Here is a 26,004-nt window from a genome sequence, read left to right on the forward strand (position 1 = left end):
CTCCGTGGGGCTTCAGAAGGTGCGCGAGACGGTGAAGCTGACGTTGGCGCGGTCGCGCAGCGACTGGCCAAACGTGAGCTGGCGCGGCGAGCCGCTGCCGGCCACAAGGGTCTCGGTGAAGGTCTTGGCGGTGCCGAAGAAGTCGCTGTAGATCAGCGCAAAGGTCCAGGCGTTCTGGTACTTGCCCTTCAGGCCGATGCTGTAGTCGCCCGCGCTGGAGGCGCCGCCCGCGAAGTTGGCGATGGCGGACGAGCGGCCGCCAAAGTTGACCCCCAGGCCGATGGGCACAGAGAGGTCCAGCCCCGCGAGCACCTGGAAGTACTGCGGCTCGAACAGCATGCGCAAGGCGAACGCGCCCTTGGTGCTGTTCGGGTCCAGGCCGCCGATCCCCATGCTGGCGCCTGTCGGCGTCGCGAAGATGTCCTTGCTGATACTGAGCCGGTGGTTGTAGGCCAGCTCCGCCACCAGGGAGCCGCCCTGCCACAGCGCGCCGGGTTGCAGCACATAGATGCCCGAGGCCTGCAGATGGGCCGTGCGGCCGACGGCGAAGCAGGGCTTGTCGCTGCCGCCGCAGGCCAGCACGGGCCCCAGGCCCAGCACGGCGGGGTCGCTGTTCAGCGGCGCGTTCCAGCGCACCGAGCCTTCGACGGCCCAGTTCAGCTGGCCGATCGACGAGGTGACGCTGGCGCCCACCGCCTTGATGTCGTCGCCATAGGCCAGGTGCACATTGCCGTTGACGAAGTCGAACACCGGCACGGCGGGCGTCTTGTCGTGGTACTGGGCGGCGTAGAGGCCGAACTCGTAGTCGCTGCCCGTCGGGCTCAGGCGCAGCTGCACGCCACCCTGCCCCGAGTTGCGTGGCCGCAGGTCCTTGCTCTTGTCGTAGCTCAGCAGGATCGGAGCGCCCTGCGGGGTCTGGCCGAAGTTGACGGTGCCGGTGCCGACGTAGTCCTGGTTGGAGAAGAAGCTGCCGACGCCCGGGATCTTGCTGGGCCGCCACTTGAGCTGGTAATAGGCGCCCAGCGAAATGCCTTCGGCGATCTGCAGCGAGGCCGACACCTGCTCGACCGGCAGTAGCACTTCCTTGAACTGCCAGCCGGGCACGGAGACGACCTTGGCAACGTCGACCGGCCCTTGCGCGTTGGCGATGCCGTTCTGGCCGAAGAACAGGCTCTCGCCCCACTGCAGCGTGTGGCGGCCGATGCGCACGGTGCTCTTCATGCCGCCGACCTCGCCCTTCACGTAGACGAAGGCGTCTAGGAACTCGCCGCTCTGGCCATGCTGGCGGCGGGTGTCGGGCAGGAACTCGTTGGGGGCCTGGCCGCCGAAGGTGTTGGACGTCGGGATCACCGGGCCCAGTGCATTGCCGCCGGCATACAGCGCGGTGCCGGCATAGCTGTTCTTGCGCAGATAGACCGAGTCGCGCCAGGCGTTGCCGCTCACCCGCGCGCCCCAGCCGGGGCCGGCCAGGTCGATCTCGGCCAGCAGGTCGAAGCGGTTGGAGATCTGGCCGCGCTTGAAGTTGTGGTCGCCGTCGTCCTCGTTGACGGTGCCGGGGTCCTTGGCCACGTCGAGCCGCGTCAGCGCGTCGGACGGGCTCTTCGTCCGCACGGCGGTGCTGTATTTGGGCGTCAGGTCCAGGCGCAGCTTGTAGTCGCTGCTGGGCAGCTCGATGTCGAAAGCGTGGGCGGCCGGCAGGGCGAAGGCTGCCGCCACCGCCAGCGCAAGGCGGGTGGGTCTTGTCATGTTGTCTCCTCGGGTTGTGGGTGCGGGCTCGGCGGCCCGCTTCGGAACTCAGTAGTACGTCGAGGCCAGCCCGCCGTCGACCGGCAGGTTGATGCCGCTGACCCAGCGCGACTCATCCGCGCACAGGAAGGCGACGACTGGCGCGACCTCGTCGGCCAGCGCGGGGCGCTTCATGCGGTGGGAGTCCTTCTGCACGCGCTCCTCGCCGAGCATCTGCACGAAGTCGCCCAGGATGGGCGTCAGCACGGGGCCGGGCGCGACGCAGTTCATGCGCACGCCGTTGTTGAGGAACCATTTCTGCGACTGCGTCAGGGTCCAGACGATCAGCGCCTCCTTGAAGTACTGGTAGCAGGTCTCCTGCGCCACCGGCTTCTTCGCGAGGAAGGCCAGGCCGGCCTCGAAGGTGGGCGTCTCGGCCAGAGCCTTGTGTAGGTCCAGCCGCGCCGGCCATTCGGCGCCCAGGATGGAGGCGATGTTGACGATGGCGCCGCCCTGGGGGAGCCGCTCGATGGCGCGCGTGCAGAGGTGGCGGAGGCCCAGGTAGTTGACGCGGGCCACCAGGTCCACCGGCGCCGTGCCGGGCACGCCGGCGATGTTGCACAGCGCATCGAAGCGTTCGGGCAGCTGCTTGAAGGCGGCGTCGACGGCGGCCTGCTCGGACAGGTCGGCCTTGATGAAGCCGTCCAGCGTCAGCAGCGGCTCGTTGCGGTCCACGCCGATGACGCGGGCGCCCTTGAGGCGCAGGAAGCGCGCCGTCTCGGCGCCGATACCGGAGCTGGCGCCGGTGATGACGATGGTCTTGCCTTGGAAGTTCATGCTTGTCTCCTGATGGTTTGTTGTGGGTTCAGAAGGGGAACTGGGGGGGCGTTTCCTTGACGGTCAGCCACTGCCAGGTGCTGAACTGCTCCCAGTCCCCAGGGCCGCCATGCGAGTTGCCGTTGCCGGCGATGCCGGGGCCACCGAAGGGGTTGACGGCGTCGTCGTTGACGGTCTGGTCGTTGATGTGGACCATGCCGGCGCGCAGCTGGTTGCCGATGGCCAATGCGCGACCGACCGATTTGGAGATCACGCCGGCCGCCAGGCCGCCATGGCCGGTGTTGGCCAGGGCCACGGCTTCCTCGTCGGTCTTGAAGGTGACGAGGTTGACGACCGGGCCGAAGGTCTCGTCGTCGAAGGTCGGCATGCCGGGCTTGACGCCGCCCAGCACGGTGGGCTTGTAGAAAAGACGGTCATAGCTGCCACCGGCCAGCAGCTGGGCGCCGGCCTGGACACTGGCCTGCACGGCGGCGTGTACGCGGTCGCGCTGGCGCTCGTCGATCAGGGGCCCCAGGGCGACCTGGCCGGTGGCACCGTCGCCCACCGGCAGGTGCTGAGCCTTGGCGACGAGGCGCTCGGTGATGGCCGGCGCGATGGACTCATGCACCAGCACGCGGTTGCTGGCCATGCAGATCTGGCCCTGGTGTAGCCAGGCGCCCCAGGCAATGTTGCTGGCGGCAAGGTCGAGGTCGGCGTCGTCGAGCACGACGAGGGCATTGCTGCCGCCGAGTTCCAGCGAGACCTTCTTCAGGTGCCGGCCGGCCAGCTCACCGATCCGGCGGCCCACGCCGGCCGAGCCGGTGAAGGAGATCATCGCGACGGCCGGGTCGGTCACCAGCGCCTCGCCCACGTCGGCACCGCCGGGCAGCACATGCAGCAGGCCCGCGGGCAGGCCGGCAGCCTCGAAGACCTGGGCGATCATGAAACCGCCGCTGACCGGCGTGCGCGGGTCAGGCTTGATGATGACGGCGTTGCCGGCGGCCAGCGCCGGGGCGACGACGCGCAGCGTCAGGATGAGCGGGAAGTTGAACGGCGAGATGACGCCGACGACGCCCAGCGGCACGCGCCGGGCGATGGACATGCGGCCCGGCGTGCTCGGCAAGACCTGGCCCTGCGATTGCAGCGGCATGGCGGCGGCGATCTGGCAGAAGGCAATCGCCTCGCGCAGCTCGTGCTGGCCCTTGGGCAGGATGGCGCCGCTCTCGCGGGTGACGAAGAGCGCCAGCTCGTCGAAGTGCTGCTGGAAGAGCTGGGCGGCGCGCAGGAACACGCCAGCGCGCTCACGCGGCGGCAGCGCGGCCCAGGCGGCTTGGGCGGCGGTGGCCGCAGCGGTGGCGGGTGCCACGTCGGCAGCCACGGCGCGGCCGGTGCGCACCAGCACGGCGCCCGTCGCGGGTTCGATCACATCGGCAGCCTGCGAGGCGGCGCGCCAGCCGCTGCTGTAGAGGTGTTCACGCCACAGGGTGGGGTCGAGTAGGGGCTGAGTGCTCATGGCGGGGCTGCTGAGGTGGGTTGCGAAAAGCGCGAACTCGGTGCTCGCTTGCCCTGATGCAGTGCAACGCCTGTGCCATGCCCTGCCATGCACCGCGCCAGCCCTGCCCACGGCCACGCCACGGCGGATCGTTTTCAGAGTGAAGGACCCACCTCGCCCTGGGACTTTCCCTGGCCCCGATGTAGAGGCCACCGTCGCGGGTTATCCCTGGACCTGGATATTTATGAATTGAAAACAATTCAAGGACTCGACGGCCCGCCGTGTTGCTCAATTCATCACTACATGACCAAATCGCCCCGCATCTCCCTGGCCGAGGTGGCCCGCCAGACCGGCACCATGTTGAAGCGCGGCGACAGCAAGCACTTCGTGCAGGACCAGGCGCCCACGATGGGCGACCTGACCGAGTCGCTGTTCTTCTCGCCGGGCGATGGCCGCATCTGGCTGAACGATCAGCGCATGCTGCTGCTGCACAGCTCCTCCGTCGGGCATCTGCGCCGCGAACTGATCGACACCCTTGGCATGGAGCGCGCCCGCGGCCTGCTGACGCGCGCCGGCTATGTCTCGGGCGCCCGCGACGCCCAGCTCGTGCGCGAGCGCTGGCCCAATGCCGACGCGGCCACCGTCTTCATGGCCGGCACGCGGCTGCATGCGCTCGAAGGCGTCGTCAAGGTGACGCCGCTGGCCTTCGATTTCGACATCAACCGAGGCACCTACGAGGGCGAGTTCCTGTGGGAGCACTCCAGCGAGGACGACGAGCACATCAGCGCCTACGGCGTCGGCACCGAGGTGGCCTGCTGGTCGCAGGTCGGCTATGCCACCGGCTATGTGACCAGCCTGTTCGGCCAGCTAGTCATCTTTCGCGAGGTCGACTGCCGCTCCATGGGTGCCAGCGTCTGCCGAGTCGTCGGCCGTCACGCGGCCGCCTGGGGTGACATCAGCGAAGACCTGAGTTACCTGGAAGCCAAGGAATTCCGCCGCCTGAGCGCCAGCGAGCCCGCAGCCGCCGAGGCGCCGACGGCGGCCACACCCGCCGCCGCCGAAGAACAGCCCGGCATCGAGCGCCACGACATCGTCGGCGCGTCGTCGGCCTTCACGTCCGCCTGCCACCAACTGGCCCGGGTGGCTGGCACGCGCGCCACGGTGCTGTTCACGGGTGAATCGGGCGTTGGCAAGGAGGCCTTCGCGAGTCGGCTGCACCGCATCAGCCCGCGCGCCGCCCGGCCCTTCGTGGCCGTGAACTGCGCGGCCATCCCCGAGACGCTGATCGAGAGCGAGCTGTTCGGCGTCGAACGTGGCGCGTTCACCGGCGCCAGCCAGTCACGCCCCGGGCGCTTCGAGCGGGCCGACGGCGGCACGCTGTTCCTGGATGAGATCGCGACGCTCAGCCTGGTCAGCCAGGGCAAGTTGCTGCGCGCGCTGCAGGAGGGCGAGGTCGAGCGGGTGGGCGGCACGCGCACGCTGCAGCTGGACGTGCGCGTCGTCGCCGCGACCAATGTGGACCTGCAGGCCGAGGTGCGCGCCGGGCGCTTCCGCGAGGACCTCTTCTACCGCCTCAACGTCTACCCCATCCACCTGCCGCCACTGCGCGAGCGGCGCGACGACATCCCGCTGCTCATGGCGCATTTCCTGCGCCGCGAGGCCCAGCGGCACGGCCGCCACCCGACCGGCTTCACGCCCCGGGCCGTGCGGGCCATGCTGCACTACGCCTTCCCCGGCAACATCCGCGAGCTGCAGAACCTGGTGGAACGCGGCGTCATCTCGGCCGAGGACGATCAGGCCATCGACGTGGCCCACATGTTCCGCCGCGAGCAGCTCAGCGACGAGGCGCTGCTGACCATCGGCGCCCATGGCACGCTGCAGAAAGCCGCCGCGCCGCCGCCGCGCCTGCTGGACCTGCTCGGCGAGGCACTGCAAACCGGCGGCGCCGGCCATGTCGAGCTGGACGCCATCGAGCGCCAGCTATTGCAGGAAGCCACCGAGGCCGAGAACGGCAACCTGGCCGCCGCCGCACGGCGCCTGGGCATCACGCGGGCGCAGTTGGCTTATCGGCTGCAGCGCGCTGCCCAACCGCCCTCACAGGGCTGAGACGCGTCAAACAGTTATTTTATCAAATCACTTTGTCACCAGCACGGCGAGCCGACATCCCAGGACCATCAAGCCAACATCCGCCATTAACAATGGCCAGTTGTCGATTCAAGGATCAATTTATCGGTGCAAACCCTAGCTGTATCAACGATGATTTAGTTAATACTGTTAATCATCAACAGCCTTGAAGCTGGCTTCCGCCGGCCGGATCCATGCCCGACTTCTCCGCCCGATTCGACGACCACTGGCTGCTCGGTGGCGCACGCACACCCTGGGTTGACTACTGCGGCGCGCTCGCCGAGGTCTCGCCCATTGACCTCGGCATCAAGGCGGCCCGCGCCGCGCTGGAACGCACCGGCGTGCCGGGCAGCGACGTCGACTCGGTCGTCACCGCCTCCATGGCCCAGGCGTCGTTCGACGCCTACATGCTGCCGCGCCACATCGGCCTGTATGCCGGCGTGCCCGTCGAGGTGCCGGCCATCGGCGTGCAGCGCATCTGCGGCAGCGGCTTCGAGATCATTCGTCAGGCGGCCGACCAGATCACGCTGGGCTACGCCAGCCTGGCGCTCGTGGTCGGCGCCGAGTCGATGTCGCGCAACCCTATCTGCGCCTACACCCACCGCAGCGGTTTCAAGCTCGGCGCGCCGGTCGACTTCAAGGACTTTCTGTGGGAGGCGCTCGACGACCCGGCCGCGAAGGTCTCGATGATCCAGACGGCCGAGAACCTGGCCAAGAAGTACGGCATCACACGCGCCGAGGTCGACACCTATGCCGCCGCCTCCTTCGAGCGTGCGCTGCGTGCGCAGGCCGAGGGGTTCTTCGCCGGCGAGATCGCACCGGTGACGAGCGAGCGCTTCGAGCTGGACGGCTACGAGGCGCGCAGCATCAAGCTGCCACGCAAGGTGGCCGCTGCGGACCGCGACACGCATCCCCGCCCCTCCTCCTTTGAGGCGCTGTCCGCGCTGCGCACGGTCTACGACGGCGGCGTACAGACGGCTGGCAACTCTGCAGCCCTGGTCGACGGCGCAGCAGCCGTCGTCGTGGCCTCCGGCGCGCAGGTCCGCGACCGCGGCCTGACGCCACTCGCCCGCCTGCGCGGCGCGGCAGCGGCGGGCGTTCCGCCCGAGATCATGGGCATTGGCCCCGTGCCGGCCATCCGCGCGCTGCTGGCACGCTGCGAGCTCAAGCTGTCGGACATCGACCTCTTCGAGATCAACGAGGCCCAGGGCGCGCAGACCCTGGCCTGCGTGAAGGAACTCGGCCTGGACCTGGCCAAGCTCAACGTCAACGGCGGCTCCATCGCGCTGGGCCATCCGCTCGCCGCCACCGGCGTGCGCCTCACCCTCACCGCGGCCCGCGAGCTGCAGCGCCGCGGCGGCCGCTACGCCGTCGTCTCCGCCTGCGTCGGCGGCGGCCAGGGCATGGCACTGCTCATCGAGAACACACCAGCATGAAGATCATCACTGCCGACCAGGTCGGCCTCCTCGTCAAGGACGGCGCCACCCTCTTCCTCGGCGGCCTGGCCATGATGGGCCTGGCCGAAGAAGCGCTGCAGGGGCTGGAGCGCCACTTCCTGGCCACCGGCCACCCGCGCCAGCTCACCACCTGGGCCTGCGGCGCCATCGGCAATGCCGGCAGCGGCGGCATGGCCCACTTCGCCCACGCGGGCATGGTCAAGCGCGTCGTCGCCGGCCACTTCGGGCAGACCGGCAAGGCCATGATGGCCATGGTGCATGCCGGGGAGGTCGAGGCCTACAACTTCCCGCAGGGGTGCCTCTCCAGCCTCACGCGCCACATCGCCAGCCGCTCGCCAGGCCTGCTGACCAAGGTGGGCCTGGGCACCTTCGTCGACCCGCGGCTGGAAGGCGGCAAGCTCAACGCCGCCGCGCAGGAAGACCTCGTTCGCCTCGTCGAATTCGAGGGCGAGGAGTGGCTCTTCCATCCCTCGCCGCGCATCGACGTCGCCTTCATCCGCGCCACCTATGCCGACGAGCGCGGCAATCTCAGCCTGGACAAGGAAGGCATCCTGCTCGAGCAGCTGTCCATCGCCCAGGCCGCGCGCGCCTGCGGCGGCATCGTCATCGCGCAGGTCGAGGCCGTGGTGGCCGCCGGCAGCCTGCATCCCAAGAGCGTCAAGGTGCCCGGCCTGGTGGTGGACTACGTCGTCGTCGCCAAGCCCGAGAACCATCTGCAGACCATCACGACGGCCTTCAACCCGGCCTTCAGCGGCGACGTGCGCGTGCCGCTGGGCAGCATGCCGGCCATGCCGCTGGACGAGCGCAAGGTCATCGCCCGCCGTGCCGCCATGGAATTGCAGCCGGGTGCCGTCACCAACCTGGGCATCGGCATCCCGGCCGGCGTCCCTTCGGTGGCCGCCGAGGAGGGCGTGTCCGACCTGCTCAACCTCAGCGTGGAGTGCGGCGTCAACGGCGGCGTGCCGGCCCAAGGCGGCGACTTCGGCATGGCCTACAACCCCGAGTCCATCATCGAGCAGGGGTCGCAGTTCGACTTCTACGACGGCGGCGGGCTGGACTGCAGCTTCCTGGGCCTGGCCCAGACCGACCGCCACGGCAACGTCAACGTCAGCAAGTTCAACGGCCGGCCGGTCGGCTGCGGTGGCTTCATCAACATCACCGCCTCGACGCCGCGCCTCGTGTTCTGCGGCAGCTTCACCGCAGGCGGCGTGGACCTGGCCGTGGCCGATGGCCGCCTGCACATCCGCCAGGAAGGCCGCGCGCGCAAATTCGTCGAGCAGGTCGAGCAGATCACCTTCAACGGCCGCGATGCCGCGCGGCGCGGCCAGGAGGTGCTGTTCATCACCGAACGCGCCGTGTTCGCGCTGCGCCCGGACGGCCTGGAGCTGACCGAGATCGCGCCCGGCATCGACCTCGAACGCGACGTGCTGGCCCATATGGACTTCCGCCCGCTGATGCGCGACGTGAAGACCATGGACGCCGGCCTCTTTAGTGAACACTGGGGCGGCCTGGCCGCCGCTCTCTCCAAGCAGACCCACGCATGAACGCCGCCACCGACTTCCTTCCCGCCAGCGGCCTGCTGGCCCAGCTCGACCTGCTGCGCATCGAGCATGCCGGCGCCGTCACACACCTGTGCCTGAACCGCCCGGCCAAACGCAATGCCATCAACGAAGAGCTGATGCGCCAGCTGCACACCGCCCTGCTCAACCTGCCGGCGTCGACCAAGGCCCTGGTCATGAGCGGCGAAGGCAGCCACTTCTGCGCCGGGCTGGACCTGTCGGACCTCAGCGAGCGCAGCGTGGCCGAGGGCGTGCTGCATTCGCGCGGCTGGCACGTCGTCATGGACGCCATCCAGTTCTGCCGCGCGCCGGTCGTCGCTGCACTGCATGGCGCAGTGGTCGGCGGCGGCCTGGAGCTGGCGGCTGCGGCCCACATCCGCGTGGCCGACGAGACCGCCTACTTCGGCCTGCCCGAAGGCCAGCGCGGCATCTTCGTCGGCGGCGGCGGCTCGGCGCGCATCCCGCGCCTGGCCGGCGTGGCCTGCATGACCGACATGATGCTGACCGGCCGCGTGCTGGACGCGGCCGAGGGCGAGCGGCGCGGCCTGGCGCAGTACGTCGTGCCCGCCGGCCAGGCCGTCGTCAAGGCCATCGCGCTGGCCGGCCACATCGCGCAGAACGCGCCGCTGTCCAACTTCGCCGTGACGCAGGCGCTGCCGCGCATTGCCGACCTGTCGCAGGCCGACGGCCTCTTCATGGAGTCGCTGATGGCGGCCATCGCCCAGGGCGACGATGAGGCCAAGCGAAGGCTGGACGACTTCCTGCAGAAACGCACACCCAAGATCGTCAAGTCATGAAGCCGCGCTACCGCCCCGTCGCCATTGGCGGCTGCCTGAACAATGCCAGCGTCGAGCCCCTCGCCGACGGCGGCTTCGTGCTGCGCTCGACGGAGCCGCTGGCAGCCTACCCCGGGCACATGGGCGAGCGCCTGGCGCACTGGGCCGGCGCGGCGCCGGACCGGCTGCTGGCGGCCCAGCGCGGGGCGGATGGCGCGTGGCGCCGCGTCAGCTACGTCGAGATGGCCGGGCGCGCCCGCTCCCTCGGCCAGGCCTTGCTGGACCGGGGCTTGAGCGTCGAGCGGCCGCTCGTCATCCTGTCCGACAACGACCTCGAACACCTCAGCCTGATGCTCGGCGCGATGTGGGCGGGCATTCCCTGCGTCAGCATTTCGCCGGCCTACTCGCTGGTCTCGACCGACCACGGCCGCCTGCGCCACATCCTCGCCAAGGCCACGCCAGGCGCCGTCTACGCGGCGGACGCGAGCTATGCGCGCGCCATCGAAGCCACCGTCACGGCGGACTCCCGCGTCATCCTCGGTGAAGGCCGGCTCGAAGGCCGAGCCGCCGAGCGCTTCGCCGACCTGCTCGACACGCAGCCCGGCCCGGCGCTGGACGCCTCCCACGCCGAGGTCGGCCCCGACACCATCGCCAAGCTGATGTTCACCTCGGGTTCGACCAAGGCGCCCAAGGGCGTGGTCATGACCCAGCGCATGTGGTGCGCCAACCAGCAGATGACGCTGCAGGCCATGCCCTTCCTGGCGGAGCAGCCGCCGGTGGTGCTGGACTGGCTGCCGTGGAACCACACCTTCGGCGGCAACCACAACCTCGGCATCGTCCTCTACAACGGCGGCAGCCTCTACATCGACGAGGGCAGGCCGGTGCCGGGCCGCTTCGAGGCCACGCTGCGCAACCTGCGCGAGGTGGCGCCGACCATGTTCTTCAACGTGCCCAAGGGCTTTGACGAACTCGTCTCCGCGCTGCAGGCCGACACCGCCCTGCGCGACCATTTCTTCAGCCGGCTGCAGTTGGTCGAGTGCGGCGGCGCAGGGCTGTCGCCGAAGACGCTGGACGCCTTCAACCAACTCGCCGAAGCCGCCATCGGCCAGCGCATCCGCCTCGCGGCCGGTCTGGGCATGACCGAGACCGCACCGACCTGCACCTTCGCCATTCCCGAGGAGGCCCGCGCCGGCTTCATCGGCTGGCCCGTGCCTGGCGTGGACGTCAAGCTCGTACCCATGGGCGACAAGGCCGAGGTGCGCTTTCGCGGGCCCAACGTCATGCCCGGCTACTGGCGCGAACCCGAGTTGACGCAGCAAGCCTTCGACGACGAGGGCTACTACCGCACCGGCGACGCCGCCAAGCCCTGCGACCCCGCAGACCCCACGAAGGGCCTGATGTTCGACGGCCGCATCGCCGAGGACTTCAAGCTCTCCACCGGCACCTTCGTCAGCGTCGGCCCGCTGCGCGCCCGCGTCATCGCCCTGGGCTTCCCCTGCGTGCACGATGCCGTCGTCACGGGCCTGGGGCGCGACGAGATCGGCCTGCTGATCGTGCCGCGCGTGAACGAAGCGCGCCGCCTGGCCGGCCTGCCCGACACCGTCCCCGCCGAAGAAGCGCTGGGCCACGCAGCCGTACGCGGCTTCTTCCAGGCGCTGGCCAACCAGCTCTGGGCCGAGGGCACCGGCAGCGCCACCCGACCGGCCCGGCTGCTGCTGCTGGCCGAGCCGCCGTCCATCGATGGCGGCGAGATCACCGACAAGGGCTCGATCAACCAGCGCGCCGTGCTGAGCCGCCGCGCGGCCCTGGTCGAACTGCTGCACGAGGCCCCCGTGGGCCACCCCGACGTCATCACCCCGCACCGCTGAACACCATGAACATCTCTGGACAAACCGCCCTCGTCACCGGCGCCGGCTCCGGCCTCGGCGAAGCCGTGGCACGCGCCCTCGCGGCCCAAGGCGCCCGCGTCGCCCTGCTCGACATCAACGAAGCCGGCGCCCAGCGCGTGGCCGCCGACATCGGCGCCGACCGCGCGCTGGCGCTGCGCTGCGACATCACCGATGCGGCATCCGTCACCGCCGCGTTGGACGCAGCAGCCGCCGCCTTCGGCCCGGCCCGCATCCTGATGAACGTTGCCGGCATCGGCAGCGCCAAGCGCATCGTGCAACGCGACGGCTCGCCCGCGCCGCTGGAGGACTTCGAGCGCGTCGTGCGCATCAACCTCATCGGCACCTACAACATGACGCGCCTGGCCGTGAGCCGCATCGTGGCCCTCGCACCGTTGGCCGATGGCGAGCGCGGTGTCATCGTCAACACCGCCTCGGTCGCGGCCTTCGACGGCCAGGTCGGCCAGGAGGCCTACTCGGCGTCCAAGGGCGGCATCGTCGGCATGACCCTGCCGCTGGCACGCGACCTCGCGCAGTTCGGCGTGCGCGTCTGCACCATCGCGCCGGGCCTGTTCGCCACGCCGCTGATGAAGGAGCTGCCCGAGGAGGTTCAGGCATCGCTGGCCGCGTCCATCCCCTTCCCCAAGCGCCTGGGCCTGCCCGAGGAGTTCGCCGCGCTGGCGGCGCACATCGTCGCCAACGGCCACCTCAACGGCGAGGTCATCCGCCTCGACGGCGCCCTGCGCATGGCACCCCGCTGAACCGGCCAGGAGCCAAGCCCATGTTCATCACCAACACCTGGTACGTGGCCGCCCGCAGCGACGAGATCGGCAGCGACAAGCCGCTGGGCCGCAAGGTCTGCAACCATGCAATGGCCTTCTTCCGCAACAGCGCCGGCAACGTCAGCGCGGTGGAGGATTTCTGCCCTCACCGCGGCGCGCCGCTGTCGCTGGGCAGCGTGCAGGGCGACACCCTCGTCTGCGGCTATCACGGCCTGGCCATGGGCGGTGACGGCAAGACCGTCTCCATGCCCTGCCAGCGCGTGCGCGGTTTCCCGGCCATCCGCAGCTTCCCGGTCCATGAGGCCCACGGCTTCATCTGGGTCTGGCCGGGCGATGCCGCCAAGGCCGACGTGGCCAAGCTGCCCGCCTTCGAATGGCTGGGCAACCAGGCCTTCGGCTATGGCGGCGGCCTGTACCAAATCGCTTGCGACTACCGCCTGATGATCGACAACCTGATGGACCTGACGCACGAGACCTACGTGCACGCCACCAGCATCGGCCAGAAGGAAATCGACGAGATCCCCTGCACGACACGCGTCGATGGTGACCACGTCATCACCGAGCGCCACATGCAGGGCATCGAGGCGCCGCCATTCTGGAAGATGGCCCTGCGCATGAACGGCCTGCCCGACGACCAGCCCGTGGACCGCTGGCAGATCTGCCACTTCACGCCGCCCAGCCACATCATGATCGAGGTGGGCGTCGCACTGGCCGGCCAGGGCGGCTATGAGGCACCCGACGCCGTCAAGGCCGCGAGCTGGGTGGTGGACTTCATCACGCCGGAGACCGACACCTCCATCCACTACTTCTGGGGCATGGCGCGCAAGTTCAAGCCGCAGGACGAGGCGCTGACGGCCCAGATCCGCGAGGGCCAGGGCAAGATCTTTGCGGAAGACCAGGAGATGCTGGAGCGCCAGCAGCAGAACCTGCTCGCCTGGCCGCAGCGCCAGCTGCTGATGCTCAACATCGACAGCGGCGGCGTGCAGTCGCGCAAGGTCATCGAACGAGTGCTGGCGGCGCAGCCATGATCACGGTCCGCATCGAGGCCAAGACCGCGGTCGCTCGGGGCGTCTGCGCCCTCACGCTCGTTGCGGCCGATGGCGGCGCCCTGCCCGCCTTCGCAGCCGGCGCTCACCTCGACGTGCACTTGCCAGGCGGCATCGTGCGGCAGTACTCGATCAGCAATGCCCCCACCGAGGTCCACCGCTATGTGCTCGGCGTGCTGCTCGACGCTCAATCGCGCGGCGGTTCGCGGGCCGTGCATGAGCTGCTGGCTGCGGGGCAAACGCTGCAAGTGAGCGCACCGAAGAATCACTTCCCGTTGGCCGCGCAGGCCACCCGCAGCCTGCTGATCGCCGGCGGCATCGGCATCACGCCCATCCTGGCGATGGCCCGCCAGCTCTCGGCCGACGGCGCGGACTTCGAGCTCCACTACGCGTCGAGCAGCGCCGAGCGCATGGCCTTCCGGGCGGAGATCGAGGCGAGCGCCTGGGCTGGTGCTGCGCGTTTTCACGTCGGTGGCGACCGCCTCGATGTGCAGGCACTGCTGGCCGCTCCCGATGCCGGCACTCACGTCTACGTCTGTGGCCCCAGGCGGCTGATCGACGCGGTGACCGACGCCGCGAAGCGCCATGGCTGGTCAGCCGGTCAGGTCCACCACGAGTTCTTCGCAGGCGCGCCGATGGCTGCGACCGGTCAGGACGGCCCCTTCGAGATCGAACTGGCGCGCAGCGGCCGCGTGATCCTTGTTGGTGCCCATCAGACCGCCGCCCAGGCCCTCATCGCCGCAGGCGCTCCCCTGCTGACCTCCTGCGAGCAAGGCGTCTGCGGCACCTGCCTGACGCGGGTGATTGGCGGCGAGCCCGAGCATCGCGATCTCTATCTGACGCCCGAGGAGCAGGCCGCAAATGACCAATTCACGCCTTGCTGCTCGCGCGCGCGCAGCAGTCGCCTGGTGCTCGATTTAGGTTGAACCGCCCGGCATTCGATTGACGACTTCCTCATCTCGGGGCGCTGGCCATCCACGTCCAACCGCCAGCCGCGCAGCGCACTCTCGCTGACCTGCGCCGTCTAGGGGCCTACCCTTGCGTCTGGCCGCGCCACGCGCCACGACACTGCCGTCCGCGCTCACAACCGACCGCGAAGGTCGTTCAGCCAAGTGATTGCCGTTTCCGCTTTACTTTGTGCGTCGCTCAAATTAATATTTGGTCTGACCGCATTTGACAAGCAAATAATACCGGTCCGACCAAGCAAACGGAGGAGACAAACACGTGCTGGCCGAAGCGACGGGGAGCCAAGAGCTGCTCAAGACCGATCCCACAAGCCCGCTGCTCATCGGCGCAGAGGTGGGGAGGGAGTCCGTGCGCACCGTCACCACGTCGCTGGCGGGCGAGGTTCAAGGTTGCGTGACTGCTTGCTATGGGACCGGTCGACCGTCGCGGCCTGCGTGGCCAATCTCGGGCCTGTACGTTCCTGCGGTTGGCACGGTTGTGCTGAAGCCATGACCGTGACACGCGCCACCCAGCGCGGCAGCGCCAGCACCGCCGTTCGACGCTCGCTCGGCGAGGTGCGCGAACACCTTGCCGCGACGGATCGTGAAACACTGAAAGCGGCCGACTCCTCCGGCCACCATCTAGGCATGGTGCTGAACCTGGCGACCGCCTACCGCCCGAGCTGCATCGTCCTGGGTGACTCCGTCATCGAACTGGGTGCGCCATTCCTGCAGCCGGCGCTGGATGTACTGGACGCTCACGCGACTTTCGGCGGTTCCCGCCGTCCGAAGGTCCGCACCTCCCGGTTTGGTCAGAATGCCCGTTGCCATTGGCGCGGCTGCGCTGGTTCGCTACCGCCTGACCGCCGCCTGCGGCGCCTGACCCCGAGTTATAACGAGCCAGTTCCACTCTCTTCCCGTTCGATCAACCTTTATCACTCGCTCAGCACAACGTTCGCTGAGCAATGACCGCCCTCAAAGACACACGGAGACATCATGCGTCGCACTACTTTTCTCGCACTGAGCGCTTTGTTGACGCTCGCACCTTGCGCACCGCTGCTGGCACAGGGCAAGGGCACCATCGGCATCTCGATGCCGACCAAGGGCTCGCAGCGCTGGATCGCCGACGGCGACAACATGGTCAAGAGCTTCAAGGCGCTGGGCTACCAGGCCGACCTGCAATATGCCGATGACGAGATTCCCAACCAACTCGCCCAGCTCGAGAACATGGTCACCAAGGGCGTCAAGGCCCTGGTCGTCGCCTCCATCGACGGATCCACGCTGTCGGGCGTGCTGCAGAAGGCCGCCGAGAAGGGCGTCAAGGTCGTCGCCTATGACCGCCTGATCCGCGGCTCCAAGAACGTCGACTACTACACCACCTTCGACAACTTCCAGGTCGGCGTGCTGCAGGCCGAGTCCATCGTCAACCGGCTCGGCCTGAAGCAGGGCAAGGGGCCTTTCAACCTGGAGGTGTTCGCGGGCTCGCCCGACGACAACAACTCGGGCTTCTTCTACGACGGCGCCATGAGCGTGCTCAAGCCCTACCTGGACAGCGGCAAGCTCGTCGTGCGTAGCAAGCAGATGGGTGCGATGAAGGTCGGCATCCTGCGTTGGGACACCGCCACCGCCCAGGCGCGCATGGACAACCTGATGTCTGCCTATTACGGCAAGGAGAAGCTGCATGCCGTGCTGTCCCCCGCGGACATCCTGTCGATCGGCATCATTTCTTCCTTGAAGAGCCTCGGCTACGGCAGCGCAAGCCAGCCCATGCCGGTGATCACCGGGCAGGACGCCGACCTGCCGTCGGTCAAGGCCATCCTCAGAGGTGACCAGACTTCCACCGTCTTCAAGGACACCCGCCAGCTGGCCAAGGTCACGGCGGAACTCGTCGATGCGGTGCTCAGCGGCCGCGCACCGCAGGTGAACGACACCAAGACCTACAACAATGGCATCAAGGTCGTGCCGTCCTATCTGCTCAAGCCCGTTGCCGTCGACGCCACGAACTGGAAGCCCGTGCTCGTGGACAGCGGCTACTACAAGGAAAGCCAGCTGAAATGAACCCGCCCCTCGCCCAACCTCGCGTCGCTGAACGCGAGCAAGTCTGGTCGGTCCTGCAGACCGCGCAGCCGACGGAGCGGCTGCTCTTCGGCAGGCACGACAAGTCCACAGGACTTGCCGTGTCCGGCCTCAGCCCCCGCGGGGACGGCGATGCTTGCGGCGTCGAGCCGCAAGAACATCGCCAGTGCGGGCCGGCTAGGGAGCGGCCCGGCGCTCGTCCCGCTGTGTACCCAACGGGCAACTGAAATGGAAACCGCAGGCAATCAGCCGAGCGCGCTGCTGGAGATGCGCGGAATCGGCAAGAAGTTCCATGGCGTGGTCGCGCTGAAGCATGTCGACCTGGCCGTCCAGCATGGGCACATCCATGCCGTGGTCGGCGAGAACGGTGCCGGCAAGTCCACGCTGATGAAGATCCTGTCGGGTGTCTACCCGCACCCGGACTACGAAGGCGAGATCCGGTTCGGCGGCCAGCCGCAGCGCTTCGCCGACATACGCCAGAGCGAAGCGCTCGGCATCGTCATCATCCACCAGGAGTTGGCGCTGATTCCGCAGCTCTCCATCGCCGAGAACCTCTTCCTCGGGCACGAATGCGCCCGGCGCGGCGTGATCGACTGGACGCGCACGCACGAGCGGGCCGTCGAGCTGCTCAGCCAGGTCGGGCTTCAGGAGTCGCCGAATACGCTGGTGGGAGATATCGGCGTCGGCAAACAGCAGCTCGTGGAGATTGCCAAGGCACTCGCCAAGGACGTGAAGCTGCTGATCCTCGACGAGCCCACGGCCAGCCTCAACGAGGATGACAGCGCCGCGCTGCTCGAATTGCTGAAGCGGCTGCGCGGCCGCGGCGTCAGCTGTGTGCTGATCTCCCACAAGCTCAACGAGATCGCCGAAGTGGCCGACGCCGTCACGGTGCTGCGCGATGGCTCGACCATCACCACGATGGACTGCAGCGCCGCGCCGCCGTCGGAGGCGGCCATCGTTCGCGCCATGGTGGGACGCGACATGCAGGACCGCTACCCCAAGCGGCAGCCCAACCCGGGTGAAGTCCTGTTCGAACTGCGCGACTGGTGGGTCGAGCACCCGCTTCACGTGGGCCGCGAAGCCATCAAGGGCGTCAATCTGAATGTTCGCCGCGGCGAGATCGTCGGCATCGCGGGCCTGATGGGCGCGGGCCGAACCGAGCTCGCGATGAGCGTGTTCGGCCGCTCCTGGGGCCGGCGCATCCGTGGTTCCGCCTGGATGGACGGGCAGCAGGTCGACGTCTCCACCGTCCGGCGGGCCATCAAGTCAGGGCTGGCCTATGTCACCGAGGACCGCAAGGCCCTGGGGCTGGTGCTGCAGGAAAGCATTGCCCGCAACACCAGCCTGTGCCGGCTGGAAGGCGTCTCCCGCTTCGGCATCATCGACGAGGCCCGGGAGAGCACGGTGGCCAATGACTTCAGGCAGCGGCTGGCCACCCGCTGCGCGAGCGTCCAGCAGCCCGTCGGCGACCTGTCCGGCGGCAACCAGCAGAAGGTGGTCCTGGCCAAATGGCTGTTCACCGACCCCCAGCTGCTCATCCTCGACGAACCCACCCGCGGAATCGACGTCGGCGCCAAGTTCGAGATCTACAGCCTGATTGCAAGCCTGGCCGCCCAGGGTCGGGCGATCCTGATGATTTCGTCGGAACTGCCCGAGCTGCTGGGCCTGTGCGACCGCCTCTACATGATGAACGAGGGCGAACTGGTGGCCGAAATGCCGGCTGCCGGCGCCACCCAGGAAACCGTCATGCACGCCCTCTTGGGCACCCATTGAAATCCATCCTCATGTCTTCCTCTTCCCTGCGCAATTTCCTGGCATCGCACCTGCGCGACTACGGCATGCTGCTGTCGCTGGTCTTCATCATGGGGTTCTTCCAGGTGCTCACCGACGGCACGCTGTTGCAGCCGCTCAATCTGACCAACCTGTTTCTGCAGAACAGCTACATCGTGGTCATGGCCCTTGGGATGCTGCTCGTGATCGTCGCGGGCCACATCGACCTGTCGGTCGGTTCCATCTGCGGCTTCATCGGCGCCCTGGCCGCCATTTTGATGGTCGAGCGGGGTTGGCCCGTGCTGCCGGCCGCAGCCGTGTGCCTGGTCGCCGGCGCCCTCATCGGCTGCCTGCAGGGCTGGTTCGTCGCCTACCTGAAGATCCCTTCCTTCATCGTCACCCTCGCTGGCATGCTGGTGTTCAAGGGGCTGGCACTTGCGCTGCTGGGCGGCCAGTCCATCGGCCCCTTCCCGGAGTCTTTCCAGCTCCTGAGCAGTGGCTTCCTGCCCGACTGGGCGGCGGGCGAGGAGCGTCATCTCAGCTCCCTTGTCATCGGCTTCGGCCTGGTGGCATGGCTGGCCTGGCGGGAGCTTGCCATGCGCCACAAGTCCGCAGCGCTTGGCGTGGCGTCCGAGCCGGCGGCGCTCTTCGGCCTGCGGCTGCTGACCCAGTCGGGCGCCCTGGCCGCGCTGGTCTGGCTGCTGGCCTCGTACAAGGGCCTGCCCAATGTGCTGCTGCTGATGGGCGTGCTGATCGCCGCCTACGTCTTTGTGACCCGGCGCACGACGCTTGGCCGGCGCATCTACGCACTTGGCGGCAACGAACGCGCCGCCCGGCTGTCCGGCGTCCCGACCGAGAAGCTGACGTTGCTGTGCTTCGCCAACATGGGCGTCATGGCGGCACTCGCCGGCCTGGTTTTCGCGGCCCGCCTCAACACGGCCACGCCCAAGGCGGGCCTGGGCTTCGAGCTCGACGTGATCGCCGCCTGCTTCATCGGCGGGGCCTCGGCGTCCGGCGGCGTCGGCAAGGTGCTTGGCGCGGTGATCGGCGCCTTCATCATGGGCGTCATGAACAACGGCATGTCCATCCTCGGCGTGGGCATCGAATGGCAACAGGTCATCAAGGGCGTCGTGCTGCTGGCCGCCGTGGTTTTCGACGTCTACAACCGCCGAAAAGGTGCGTGACGCCAAGGTCGCTGGTCGATGACCGGCGCAAAGCCAGCCGCGGCGTCCGCTGCGAGCTGGCAATACAGCGGGCATCAGGCGGCGCTGGTGCCCTCGCCGACCCAGCGGCCCATAGAGGCCAGCAGATGTGAGCACATGGCCGCAGCTGCGGCCTGCGGGTTGCGGGCTTCCAGCGCGTGATAGATCGCCTCGTGCTCCCCGAGCGCGGCCTGCCAGGTGTGCGTGGACTCGGCCTGGCCGCTCATGCGGGACGCGATGGGGCTGTGACGGCCGTCGAAGAGCGTTCCCACCACGCCGATCAGGACGGAGTTGCCAGCCATCTCGGCAATGCTCAAATGAAAGCGCCGGTCCGACTCGACAGGCTTGCGGCCACTGGCATGGTCCTCGCGCATGGCGTTCAACGCGTCCTCGACGCGTTGCAAGGATGCCTTGCTCACCCGCGCTGCCGCGAGCGTGATGATCGCGCTCTCCAGCACGACACGCGCTTGCGCCAACTCGGCAGGGCTTTCGCCCAGTGACGAGGTTGCGACTTGGCCATTCATCGGCGGCGCGCAGGCGTACACACCCGAACCGCCGCGGATCTCCACGCGGCCGTCGATCTCCAGCGCGATCAGCGCCTCGCGCAGCGAAGGCCGCGAAACGCCAAGCTGCAGCGCCAATTCCCGCTCTGCTGGAAGCCGTCCCCCCGCTGGGATCCCCTGTTCGTCGATCAGCACACGGATCTTGTCGGCGACCAGCTGATATTGCCGACGCACTTCGCCGGCGCGGTGTTGGTTGGGCATCGACCAGCGCTCGTTGTTAATTGGACAGACCAAATGGTATCGCAATCAATCGCGTGCGCTGCACCGCTCTTGACCGACCCCGGCGAAACGATATTGGGGAATACACCGGTAAGACCAATAAGAGCAGGTATGGCAAAGTGGCTTGACCAAATTGGTTTGACCAGACATCGTGCCGACAGCGCCGAAATCGGACGCGATGACAGCGCTGCCACTGCGGAGCCGCTCGAAGTGCCAAGGCAAGAAGGCGGACGTCGGAAAGGGAGGAACAAGCAGGGCCGCAGAGCCCTCGAGAGCAACCACCAGAGACAAGACGAACATGCACCGATCAAAACCGACGCCGACGAAGTGGTCGACTCCATCGTCGCCGAAGACATCGGCAAGCTCCCCGACAAGGCGATCGGTGAAATGCTGTAGCGGCTCGCTGACATGAGCGTCGACCGCACGATGTCCAGCATCAGTTCGCTCAACGTCATCGTCGGCGGCCGTTGAAGTCCCTTCCTTGCGAATGAGCATGAACAACAGCACCCCCACGTCCCGCCGCCGGTTCGTCACCTCGGCCGCGCTGCTGCCGATGCTCAGTGCCCTGCCCCACTGGGTGCAGGCCGGCGCGGCCGCCGTCGGCGCCGATGCACTCAGCCTGTGGTACGACCAACCCGCCGGCCCGTGGATCGAGGCCCTGCCGGTCGGCAACGGCCGCCTGGGCACCATGGTCTTCGGGCGCCCGGCGCAGGAGCGGCTGCAGTTCAACATCGACACGCTGCACGGCGGCGGGCCCTACGTCCAGGACAACCCGAAGTTCCGCGGGGCCCTGCCGCAAGTGCGCGCCCTCATCGACCAGGAACGCTGGAAGGAGGCCAACGACCTCGTCTCCGAGGCGCTGATGGGCAAGCCCATCAAGCAGATGCCCTTCGGCGCCGCCGGCGACCTGCTGCTCAACTTCCCCGGCGTGAAGGCCGCTGCGCGCTATCGGCGCAGCCTGGACCTGGACAGCGCCATCGCCACCACCAGCTTCATCGACGGCAGCGGCCGCCACCGGCGCGAGACCTTCTGCAGCGTGCCGGACCAGGTGACGGTGATCCGGCTGGAGATCGAAGGTGACGGCACGATCGACCTGGACCTCGGCTATCGCCATCCCGACTACCAGCCCTATGGCGGCTTCGGCGACACCAAGTACGACAAGGATGGCGTCGTCTTCGTCGGCGCGCCCTGGGACCACCGTGAATCTCTCTTTGCAGAGAAGCGGCCCGGGTCGCTGGCCGTCCGCGCCGACGGCAGCGACGCGTTGCTGATCGAGGGCCGAAATGTGCAGGCCTTCGGCATCCCGGGCCAGCTGCGCTATGCGCTGCGCGTGCAGGCGGTGGGCGATGGCCACATCGAGGCCAGCGGCGACCGGCTGCGCGTGCGCGGCGCGCGCCAGCTGACGCTACTTGTCTCCGGCGAGACCAGCTATGTGAACTGGCAGGACACCAGCGGCGACCCCGTGGCCGCCGTGCGCCAGCGCACCGCCGCTGCCGCGCGCAAGCCGTTCACCAAGCTGCGCGACGACCATCTCAAGGCCCACCGCGCCTTGTTCCGCCGCCTGCACATCGACCTCGGCGGCCACGAAGCCAATGCCCGCTCCACCGACGCCCGCATCAAGGGCGTGCCCCGGCAGCCCGACGCCGCGCTCGCCGCGATGTACGTCCAGTACGCGCGCTACCTGCTGCTGTCGTCCTCGCGCCCGGGCAGCCAGCCGGCCAACCTGCAGGGTGTGTGGAACGAAGTGCTGCACCCGCCCTGGGAAGGCAAGTACACGATCAACATCAACACCGAGATGAACTACTGGCCCGCCGGGCCGGCGAACCTGGGCGAGTGTGTCGAGCCGCTGCTGAAGATGGTGGAGGACCTTGCCGTCACCGGCGCGCGCACGGCCCGCAACAGCTACGGCGCGCGCGGCTGGGTCGCGCACCACAACACCGACCTCTGGCGCGCCACCGCGCCCATCGATGGCCCGCTGTGGGGCATGTGGCCCACGGGCGGCGCGTGGCTTTGCACGACGCTGTGGCAGCACTACCAGTACAACCCGAGCTCGGCCGTGCTGCGCCGGCTCGTGCCGCTGTTCAAGGGCGCCTCGCTGTTCTTCCTCGACACGCTGGTCGAAGACCCCAAGGGCCGCGGCCTCGTCACGTCGCCCTCGCAGTCGCCGGAGAACAACCACCATACCGACATCGCACTGTGCGCCGGGCCGGCAATGGACCGCCAGATCCTGCGCGACCTGTTCGACGCGGCCATTGCGGCGCAGGCCCAGCTTGGCGAGGACGACCCGGCATTCACCGCTGCCGTGCGCAAGGCGCGAGCCCGCCTGCCGGCCGATCGCATCGGCGCGCAGGGCCAACTGCAGGAATGGCTGGAGGACTGGGATGCGTCGGCCACCGACCAGCAGCACCGCCATGTGTCCCATCTCTACGCCGTCTATCCAAGTGGGCAGATCAACGTGCGCGACACGCCCGAGCTGGCGCAGGCCGCGCGCGTGACGCTCGACGCCCGCGGTGACGAGAGCACCGGCTGGGCCACTGCCTGGCGGCTGGCGCTGTGGGCGCGGCTGGGAGACGGCGAGCGCGCCTACAAGATCCTGCAAGGTTTGCTGGGACCGGCGCGCACCTATCCCAACATGTTCGACGCCCACCCGCCTTTCCAGATCGACGGCAACTTCGGCGGCGCGGCCGGCATCCTGGAAATGATCGTGCAGTCCTGGGGCGGCGAGGTCCACCTGCTGCCCGCCCTGCCCAAGGCCTGGCCAGCAGGCAGCCTGCACGGCGTGCGTGCGCACGGCGCCTTGACGCTGGACGTGGACTGGAAGGACGGGCAACTCAGCCGCCTGCAGCTGCGTGGCCCCGCGCGCGCCAAGGTCGCGCTGCGCTACCGCGGCCAGCACCTCCAACTCCGGCTGGACAGCCAAGGCCGCGCCCGCGTCAGCGCGGCCGACTTCCAACCCCGGATCGTTCGCACGACAACGCAATGAAAACACTCGCCACTGTGTCATCGGGATGTAGGCCCACGTGTTGAGCCAAGTCCTACATACCGCTCGTGTCCGGAGGAGACAACCGGCCGAGCACTTTCAACCTTGAAAGGTAAAACATGAAAACCCGGATACCCCTCCTCCTCCTCGCGCTCGGCGCGGGCGCGGGATCAGTCGCGCAGGCGCAGAGCTGCGGCAGCGGCGGCGGCGCCACCGTCTGCCTGACGGCCACCGGCACGGCCAGCAACGTCCAGCTGGGTTGGACAGTCAGTGGCACCGTCACGTCGCTGGAGATCTTCCGCGACACCGACGCCGACCCCAACGGCCGCACCCGCATCGCCGTGCCGGGCAGCAGCGCCAGGAGCTACACCGACGCCGCGGGCAACATCGGCACGCGCTACTGGTACTGGGTCAAGTTCACGACCAACGCCGGCAGCTACAACTCCGGCTCGGCCAACGCCACGCTTGGCGCCGCCTGCAAGCCGACGGCCATCACGCCCTACATCAACGCCAACGGCGCGTGGACGCAAACGGCATCGGCCACCATCAAGACCGGCGCGTCGGCCATCCTAGGCCCGCAGCCGACATCCGGCGGCATGTGGAGCTGGAGCGGCTGCGGCACCGCCGGTGCGGCGCGCGAGCAGACCATCCAGCCGCCTGCGGCCTGCACGGCCACCGCCACTTACACCAATAGCTGCGGCGCCAAGACCCAGCAGACGTTCTCCATCAAGGTGGGAACCTGGAACAGCGCGAAATGGGGCGGTGGCGGCTACGTCACCGGCCTGGTCTTCCACCCGACCACCGCCAACCTGCTGTACGCACGCACCGACATCGGTGGCGCCTACCGCTGGAACCAGCCGACCTCGTCCTGGGTGCCCATCACCGACGGCCTGGGCTTCGGTGCGGCCGAGGCCAGTTTCCACGGCGTCGAGAGCATCGCTGTCGATCCGAACAACGACCAGCGCGTCTACATGGGCGCCGGCATGTACACGTCCGGGGGCAACGGCCGCCTGTATATCTCCAGCAACCGCGGTGACCAGTGGACCTATGTCGCCCTGCCCTTCCCGCTGGGCGGCAACAACCCCGGCCGGGCCATCGGCGAGCGCCTGATGGTCGACCCCAACAAGCCRTCGACGCTGTTCTACGGCTCGCGCACGGCCGGCCTGTGGAAGAGCGCCGACTCCGGCCTCACCTGGGCGCAAGTCACGTCGCTGTCCAGCGCCAAGCTGACCCAGGACCAGGTCAATGCCTTGGGCGGCGGCAGCGCAATGGGCGTCGAGACGGTCGTCTACGACACCGGCACCAAGGGCAGCGGCACGGCCACGCAGACGATCTACGTGCCCATCGCGCCGGACTATGTCCAGACCGCAGGCCTGGCCTCGAACCTGTACAAGTCGACCAACGGCGGCGCCTCGTGGACCCCGGTCACGGTGCCGATCTCCGGCTATCACATTCCGCACATGGTGCGTGCCGCKGACGGCATGTTCTACGTGGTCTTCACCAGGGAYGCCGGTCCCGGCTCCGCGGGTCCYGCCCGTCTGTACAAGTTCGACGGCAGCAACTGGACCTTGCTCAGGAGCGACGACTCGGTCGGCTACGGCGGCGTGTCCGTCTCCGGCACSGGYGCGACCACGCGCATTGCGCTGGGGATCACCAACACCTGGGGCAACTTCCCCGGCCAGCGAATCCTCCAGCTGTCCGACGATGCCGGCCGGAACTGGCGNGCGACCACGCGCATTGCGCTGGGGATCACCAACACCTGGGGCAACTTCCCCGGCCAGCGAATCCTCCAGCTGTCCGACGATGCCGGCCGGAACTGGCGCGAGATCGAAGCGATGACGCCGGGCGAGGTCTCCTGGGGCTGGATCGACGATGTGGAGATCGATCCCTTCAACCGCGATCACATCCTGCACGTCTCCGGCGGCGTCATGCAGACAAGCAACGCCTCCTCGGCCACGCCAACCTGGGCCATGACGGTCGACGGCCTTGAGGAGACGGCCGTGCTGGGCCTGGCCACGCCGCCGGCCGGCGCCACCTACACCGTCATCAACAGTTCGGGCGACGTCGGCGCCTGGGTGCACACCAACCTCACGACCAAGCCGACGCTGACGCCGGCCACCGACTGGAGCAACAGCTTCGCCGCCGACATGGCGTGGTCCGATCCGCAGTACATGGCCACCATCGGCGTCTACCTGGGCAACAACACCGCCTACGGCATGTGGTCGGGCGACGGCGGCAAGACCTGGGCGAAGTTCGCCACTTACCCGACGGGCGCGGCGCAAAACACGGGTGGGGAAGCGAGCATCGCCATCACCGCGCGCAACAAGGCAGTCTGGGCACCCGGCTACTCGGTGCCGTCCTACACCACGGACAACGGTGCCACCTGGGTGCCGACCAATCTGCCCGCGATCAACAGCGTCTTCCCCCGCGCCTACCACCTGGTTGCCGATCGCAAGAACCCGAACAAGGTCTATGCCTACGATTCCGGTGGCCACTGGTGGGGCACGCCGGGCAAGGTCTACACGTCGACCGATGGCGGCCACACGTTCACGCTGAGCCAGGGCTCGGTGAACGCCGGGCTGGCGCC

18 protein-coding genes are annotated in these 26,004 nt (G+C 68.4%); 14 read left to right on the forward strand and 4 right to left on the reverse strand.

The window, feature by feature from the left end:
* Positions 1 to 12: 12 nt before the first annotated feature.
* From ASC95_RS25440 to ASC95_RS25450, 3 genes are read right to left on the reverse strand one after another with little or no spacing between them, the layout of a single operon-like run.
* Complete coding sequence (locus ASC95_RS25440; protein ID WP_057300417.1) at positions 13 to 1,746, reverse strand: DUF1302 domain-containing protein; 1,734 nt, start codon at positions 1,744 to 1,746, stop codon at positions 13 to 15.
* A 48-nt stretch (positions 1,747 to 1,794) separates the two neighbouring features.
* Positions 1,795 to 2,562 carry a coniferyl-alcohol dehydrogenase gene (locus ASC95_RS25445; RefSeq protein ID WP_057300418.1) on the reverse strand — a complete coding sequence of 256 codons (768 nt, stop codon included), beginning with the start codon at positions 2,560 to 2,562 and terminating at the stop codon, positions 1,795 to 1,797.
* A 28-nt stretch (positions 2,563 to 2,590) separates the two neighbouring features.
* On the reverse strand, positions 2,591 to 4,054 hold the full coding sequence (locus ASC95_RS25450) for a benzaldehyde dehydrogenase (RefSeq protein ID WP_057300419.1): 1,464 nt from the start codon (positions 4,052 to 4,054) through the stop codon (positions 2,591 to 2,593).
* A gap of 282 nt (positions 4,055 to 4,336) precedes the next feature.
* On the opposite strand from ASC95_RS25450, the gene ASC95_RS25455 reads away from it, so the two are divergent.
* The 12 genes from ASC95_RS25455 to mmsB all read left to right on the forward strand — a co-directional run bounded on the left by ASC95_RS25455 (position 4,337) and on the right by mmsB (position 19,637).
* Positions 4,337 to 6,139, forward strand: coding sequence for a sigma-54-dependent Fis family transcriptional regulator (locus ASC95_RS25455; RefSeq protein WP_057300420.1), 1,803 nt, complete (start codon positions 4,337 to 4,339; stop codon positions 6,137 to 6,139).
* A 212-nt stretch (positions 6,140 to 6,351) separates the two neighbouring features.
* Positions 6,352 to 7,593: a thiolase family protein gene (locus tag ASC95_RS25460; RefSeq protein WP_057300421.1), complete on the forward strand. Its 1,242-nt coding sequence runs from the start codon at positions 6,352 to 6,354 to the stop codon at positions 7,591 to 7,593.
* Positions 7,590 to 9,158 carry an acyl CoA:acetate/3-ketoacid CoA transferase gene (locus tag ASC95_RS25465; protein ID WP_057300422.1) on the forward strand — a complete coding sequence of 523 codons (1,569 nt, stop codon included), beginning with the start codon at positions 7,590 to 7,592 and terminating at the stop codon, positions 9,156 to 9,158. The genes ASC95_RS25460 and ASC95_RS25465 overlap by 4 nt, the downstream gene beginning before the upstream one ends.
* Positions 9,155 to 9,970: a crotonase/enoyl-CoA hydratase family protein gene (locus tag ASC95_RS25470; protein ID WP_057300423.1), complete on the forward strand. Its 816-nt coding sequence runs from the start codon at positions 9,155 to 9,157 to the stop codon at positions 9,968 to 9,970. The genes ASC95_RS25465 and ASC95_RS25470 overlap by 4 nt, the downstream gene beginning before the upstream one ends.
* The gene (locus ASC95_RS25475) at positions 9,967 to 11,817 is read left to right on the forward strand and encodes a feruloyl-CoA synthase (RefSeq protein ID WP_057300424.1); all 1,851 of its coding nucleotides are present in this window, start codon (positions 9,967 to 9,969) and stop codon (positions 11,815 to 11,817) included. Before ASC95_RS25470 ends, ASC95_RS25475 begins: the two co-directional genes overlap by 4 nt.
* Positions 11,818 to 11,822: 5 nt before the next feature.
* Positions 11,823 to 12,596, forward strand: a complete 774-nt coding sequence (locus tag ASC95_RS25480; protein ID WP_057300425.1) for an SDR family NAD(P)-dependent oxidoreductase — start codon at positions 11,823 to 11,825, stop codon at positions 12,594 to 12,596.
* 20 nt (positions 12,597 to 12,616) lie between these two features.
* Positions 12,617 to 13,645, forward strand: a complete 1,029-nt coding sequence (locus ASC95_RS25485; RefSeq protein WP_057300426.1) for an aromatic ring-hydroxylating dioxygenase subunit alpha — start codon at positions 12,617 to 12,619, stop codon at positions 13,643 to 13,645.
* Positions 13,642 to 14,589, forward strand: a complete 948-nt coding sequence (locus ASC95_RS25490; protein ID WP_057300427.1) for a PDR/VanB family oxidoreductase — start codon at positions 13,642 to 13,644, stop codon at positions 14,587 to 14,589. Before ASC95_RS25485 ends, ASC95_RS25490 begins: the two co-directional genes overlap by 4 nt.
* A 474-nt stretch (positions 14,590 to 15,063) precedes the next feature.
* Positions 15,064 to 15,576 (forward strand): ROK family protein, encoded by a 513-nt coding sequence (locus ASC95_RS31250; RefSeq protein ID WP_162250851.1) that lies wholly within the window; start codon positions 15,064 to 15,066, stop codon positions 15,574 to 15,576.
* Between the two features lie 27 nt (positions 15,577 to 15,603).
* Positions 15,604 to 16,665 carry a multiple monosaccharide ABC transporter substrate-binding protein gene (gene chvE / locus ASC95_RS25495; protein ID WP_057300428.1) on the forward strand — a complete coding sequence of 354 codons (1,062 nt, stop codon included), beginning with the start codon at positions 15,604 to 15,606 and terminating at the stop codon, positions 16,663 to 16,665.
* A 246-nt stretch (positions 16,666 to 16,911) separates the two neighbouring features.
* A complete protein-coding gene (mmsA, locus tag ASC95_RS25500) occupies positions 16,912 to 18,456 on the forward strand; it encodes a multiple monosaccharide ABC transporter ATP-binding protein (RefSeq protein ID WP_057300429.1) in 1,545 nt (514 codons plus the stop codon).
* An 11-nt stretch (positions 18,457 to 18,467) separates the two neighbouring features.
* Positions 18,468 to 19,637, forward strand: coding sequence for a multiple monosaccharide ABC transporter permease (gene mmsB, locus ASC95_RS25505; protein ID WP_082568095.1), 1,170 nt, complete (start codon positions 18,468 to 18,470; stop codon positions 19,635 to 19,637).
* Positions 19,638 to 19,711: 74 nt separating this feature from the next.
* Here the strand turns inward: mmsB and ASC95_RS25510 are convergent, their stop codons facing one another.
* On the reverse strand, positions 19,712 to 20,419 hold the full coding sequence (locus ASC95_RS25510; protein WP_057300431.1) for a FadR/GntR family transcriptional regulator: 708 nt from the start codon (positions 20,417 to 20,419) through the stop codon (positions 19,712 to 19,714).
* A 129-nt stretch (positions 20,420 to 20,548) separates the two neighbouring features.
* On the opposite strand from ASC95_RS25510, the gene ASC95_RS25515 reads away from it, so the two are divergent.
* The gene (locus tag ASC95_RS25515; protein WP_057300432.1) at positions 20,549 to 20,833 is read left to right on the forward strand and encodes a hypothetical protein; all 285 of its coding nucleotides are present in this window, start codon (positions 20,549 to 20,551) and stop codon (positions 20,831 to 20,833) included.
* Between the two features lie 97 nt (positions 20,834 to 20,930).
* Complete coding sequence (locus tag ASC95_RS25520; protein ID WP_200960199.1) at positions 20,931 to 23,420, forward strand: glycoside hydrolase N-terminal domain-containing protein; 2,490 nt, start codon at positions 20,931 to 20,933, stop codon at positions 23,418 to 23,420.
* Positions 23,421 to 26,004: the final 2,584 nt, after the last annotated feature.

This window comes from Pelomonas sp. Root1217 (genome assembly GCF_001425705.1).
In the GTDB taxonomy this organism is placed as follows: domain Bacteria; phylum Pseudomonadota; class Gammaproteobacteria; order Burkholderiales; family Burkholderiaceae_C; genus Pelomonas.

Coding starts and splice junctions, on each gene's coding strand:
- ASC95_RS25440 (WP_057300417.1), bottom strand. CDS start 1,746: ATGACAAGACCCACCCGCCTTGCGCTGGCGGTGGCGGCAGCCTTCGCC.
- ASC95_RS25445 (WP_057300418.1), bottom strand. CDS start 2,562: ATGAACTTCCAAGGCAAGACCATCGTCATCACCGGCGCCAGCTCCGGT.
- ASC95_RS25450 (WP_057300419.1), bottom strand. CDS start 4,054: ATGAGCACTCAGCCCCTACTCGACCCCACCCTGTGGCGTGAACACCTC.
- ASC95_RS25455 (WP_057300420.1), top strand. CDS start 4,337: ATGACCAAATCGCCCCGCATCTCCCTGGCCGAGGTGGCCCGCCAGACC.
- ASC95_RS25460 (WP_057300421.1), top strand. CDS start 6,352: ATGCCCGACTTCTCCGCCCGATTCGACGACCACTGGCTGCTCGGTGGC.
- ASC95_RS25465 (WP_057300422.1), top strand. CDS start 7,590: ATGAAGATCATCACTGCCGACCAGGTCGGCCTCCTCGTCAAGGACGGC.
- ASC95_RS25470 (WP_057300423.1), top strand. CDS start 9,155: ATGAACGCCGCCACCGACTTCCTTCCCGCCAGCGGCCTGCTGGCCCAG.
- ASC95_RS25475 (WP_057300424.1), top strand. CDS start 9,967: ATGAAGCCGCGCTACCGCCCCGTCGCCATTGGCGGCTGCCTGAACAAT.
- ASC95_RS25480 (WP_057300425.1), top strand. CDS start 11,823: ATGAACATCTCTGGACAAACCGCCCTCGTCACCGGCGCCGGCTCCGGC.
- ASC95_RS25485 (WP_057300426.1), top strand. CDS start 12,617: ATGTTCATCACCAACACCTGGTACGTGGCCGCCCGCAGCGACGAGATC.
- ASC95_RS25490 (WP_057300427.1), top strand. CDS start 13,642: ATGATCACGGTCCGCATCGAGGCCAAGACCGCGGTCGCTCGGGGCGTC.
- chvE (WP_057300428.1), top strand. CDS start 15,604: ATGCGTCGCACTACTTTTCTCGCACTGAGCGCTTTGTTGACGCTCGCA.
- mmsA (WP_057300429.1), top strand. CDS start 16,912: ATGGAAACCGCAGGCAATCAGCCGAGCGCGCTGCTGGAGATGCGCGGA.
- mmsB (WP_082568095.1), top strand. CDS start 18,468: ATGTCTTCCTCTTCCCTGCGCAATTTCCTGGCATCGCACCTGCGCGAC.
- ASC95_RS25510 (WP_057300431.1), bottom strand. CDS start 20,419: ATGCCCAACCAACACCGCGCCGGCGAAGTGCGTCGGCAATATCAGCTG.
- ASC95_RS25515 (WP_057300432.1), top strand. CDS start 20,549: ATGGCAAAGTGGCTTGACCAAATTGGTTTGACCAGACATCGTGCCGAC.
- ASC95_RS25520 (WP_200960199.1), top strand. CDS start 20,931: ATGAACAACAGCACCCCCACGTCCCGCCGCCGGTTCGTCACCTCGGCC.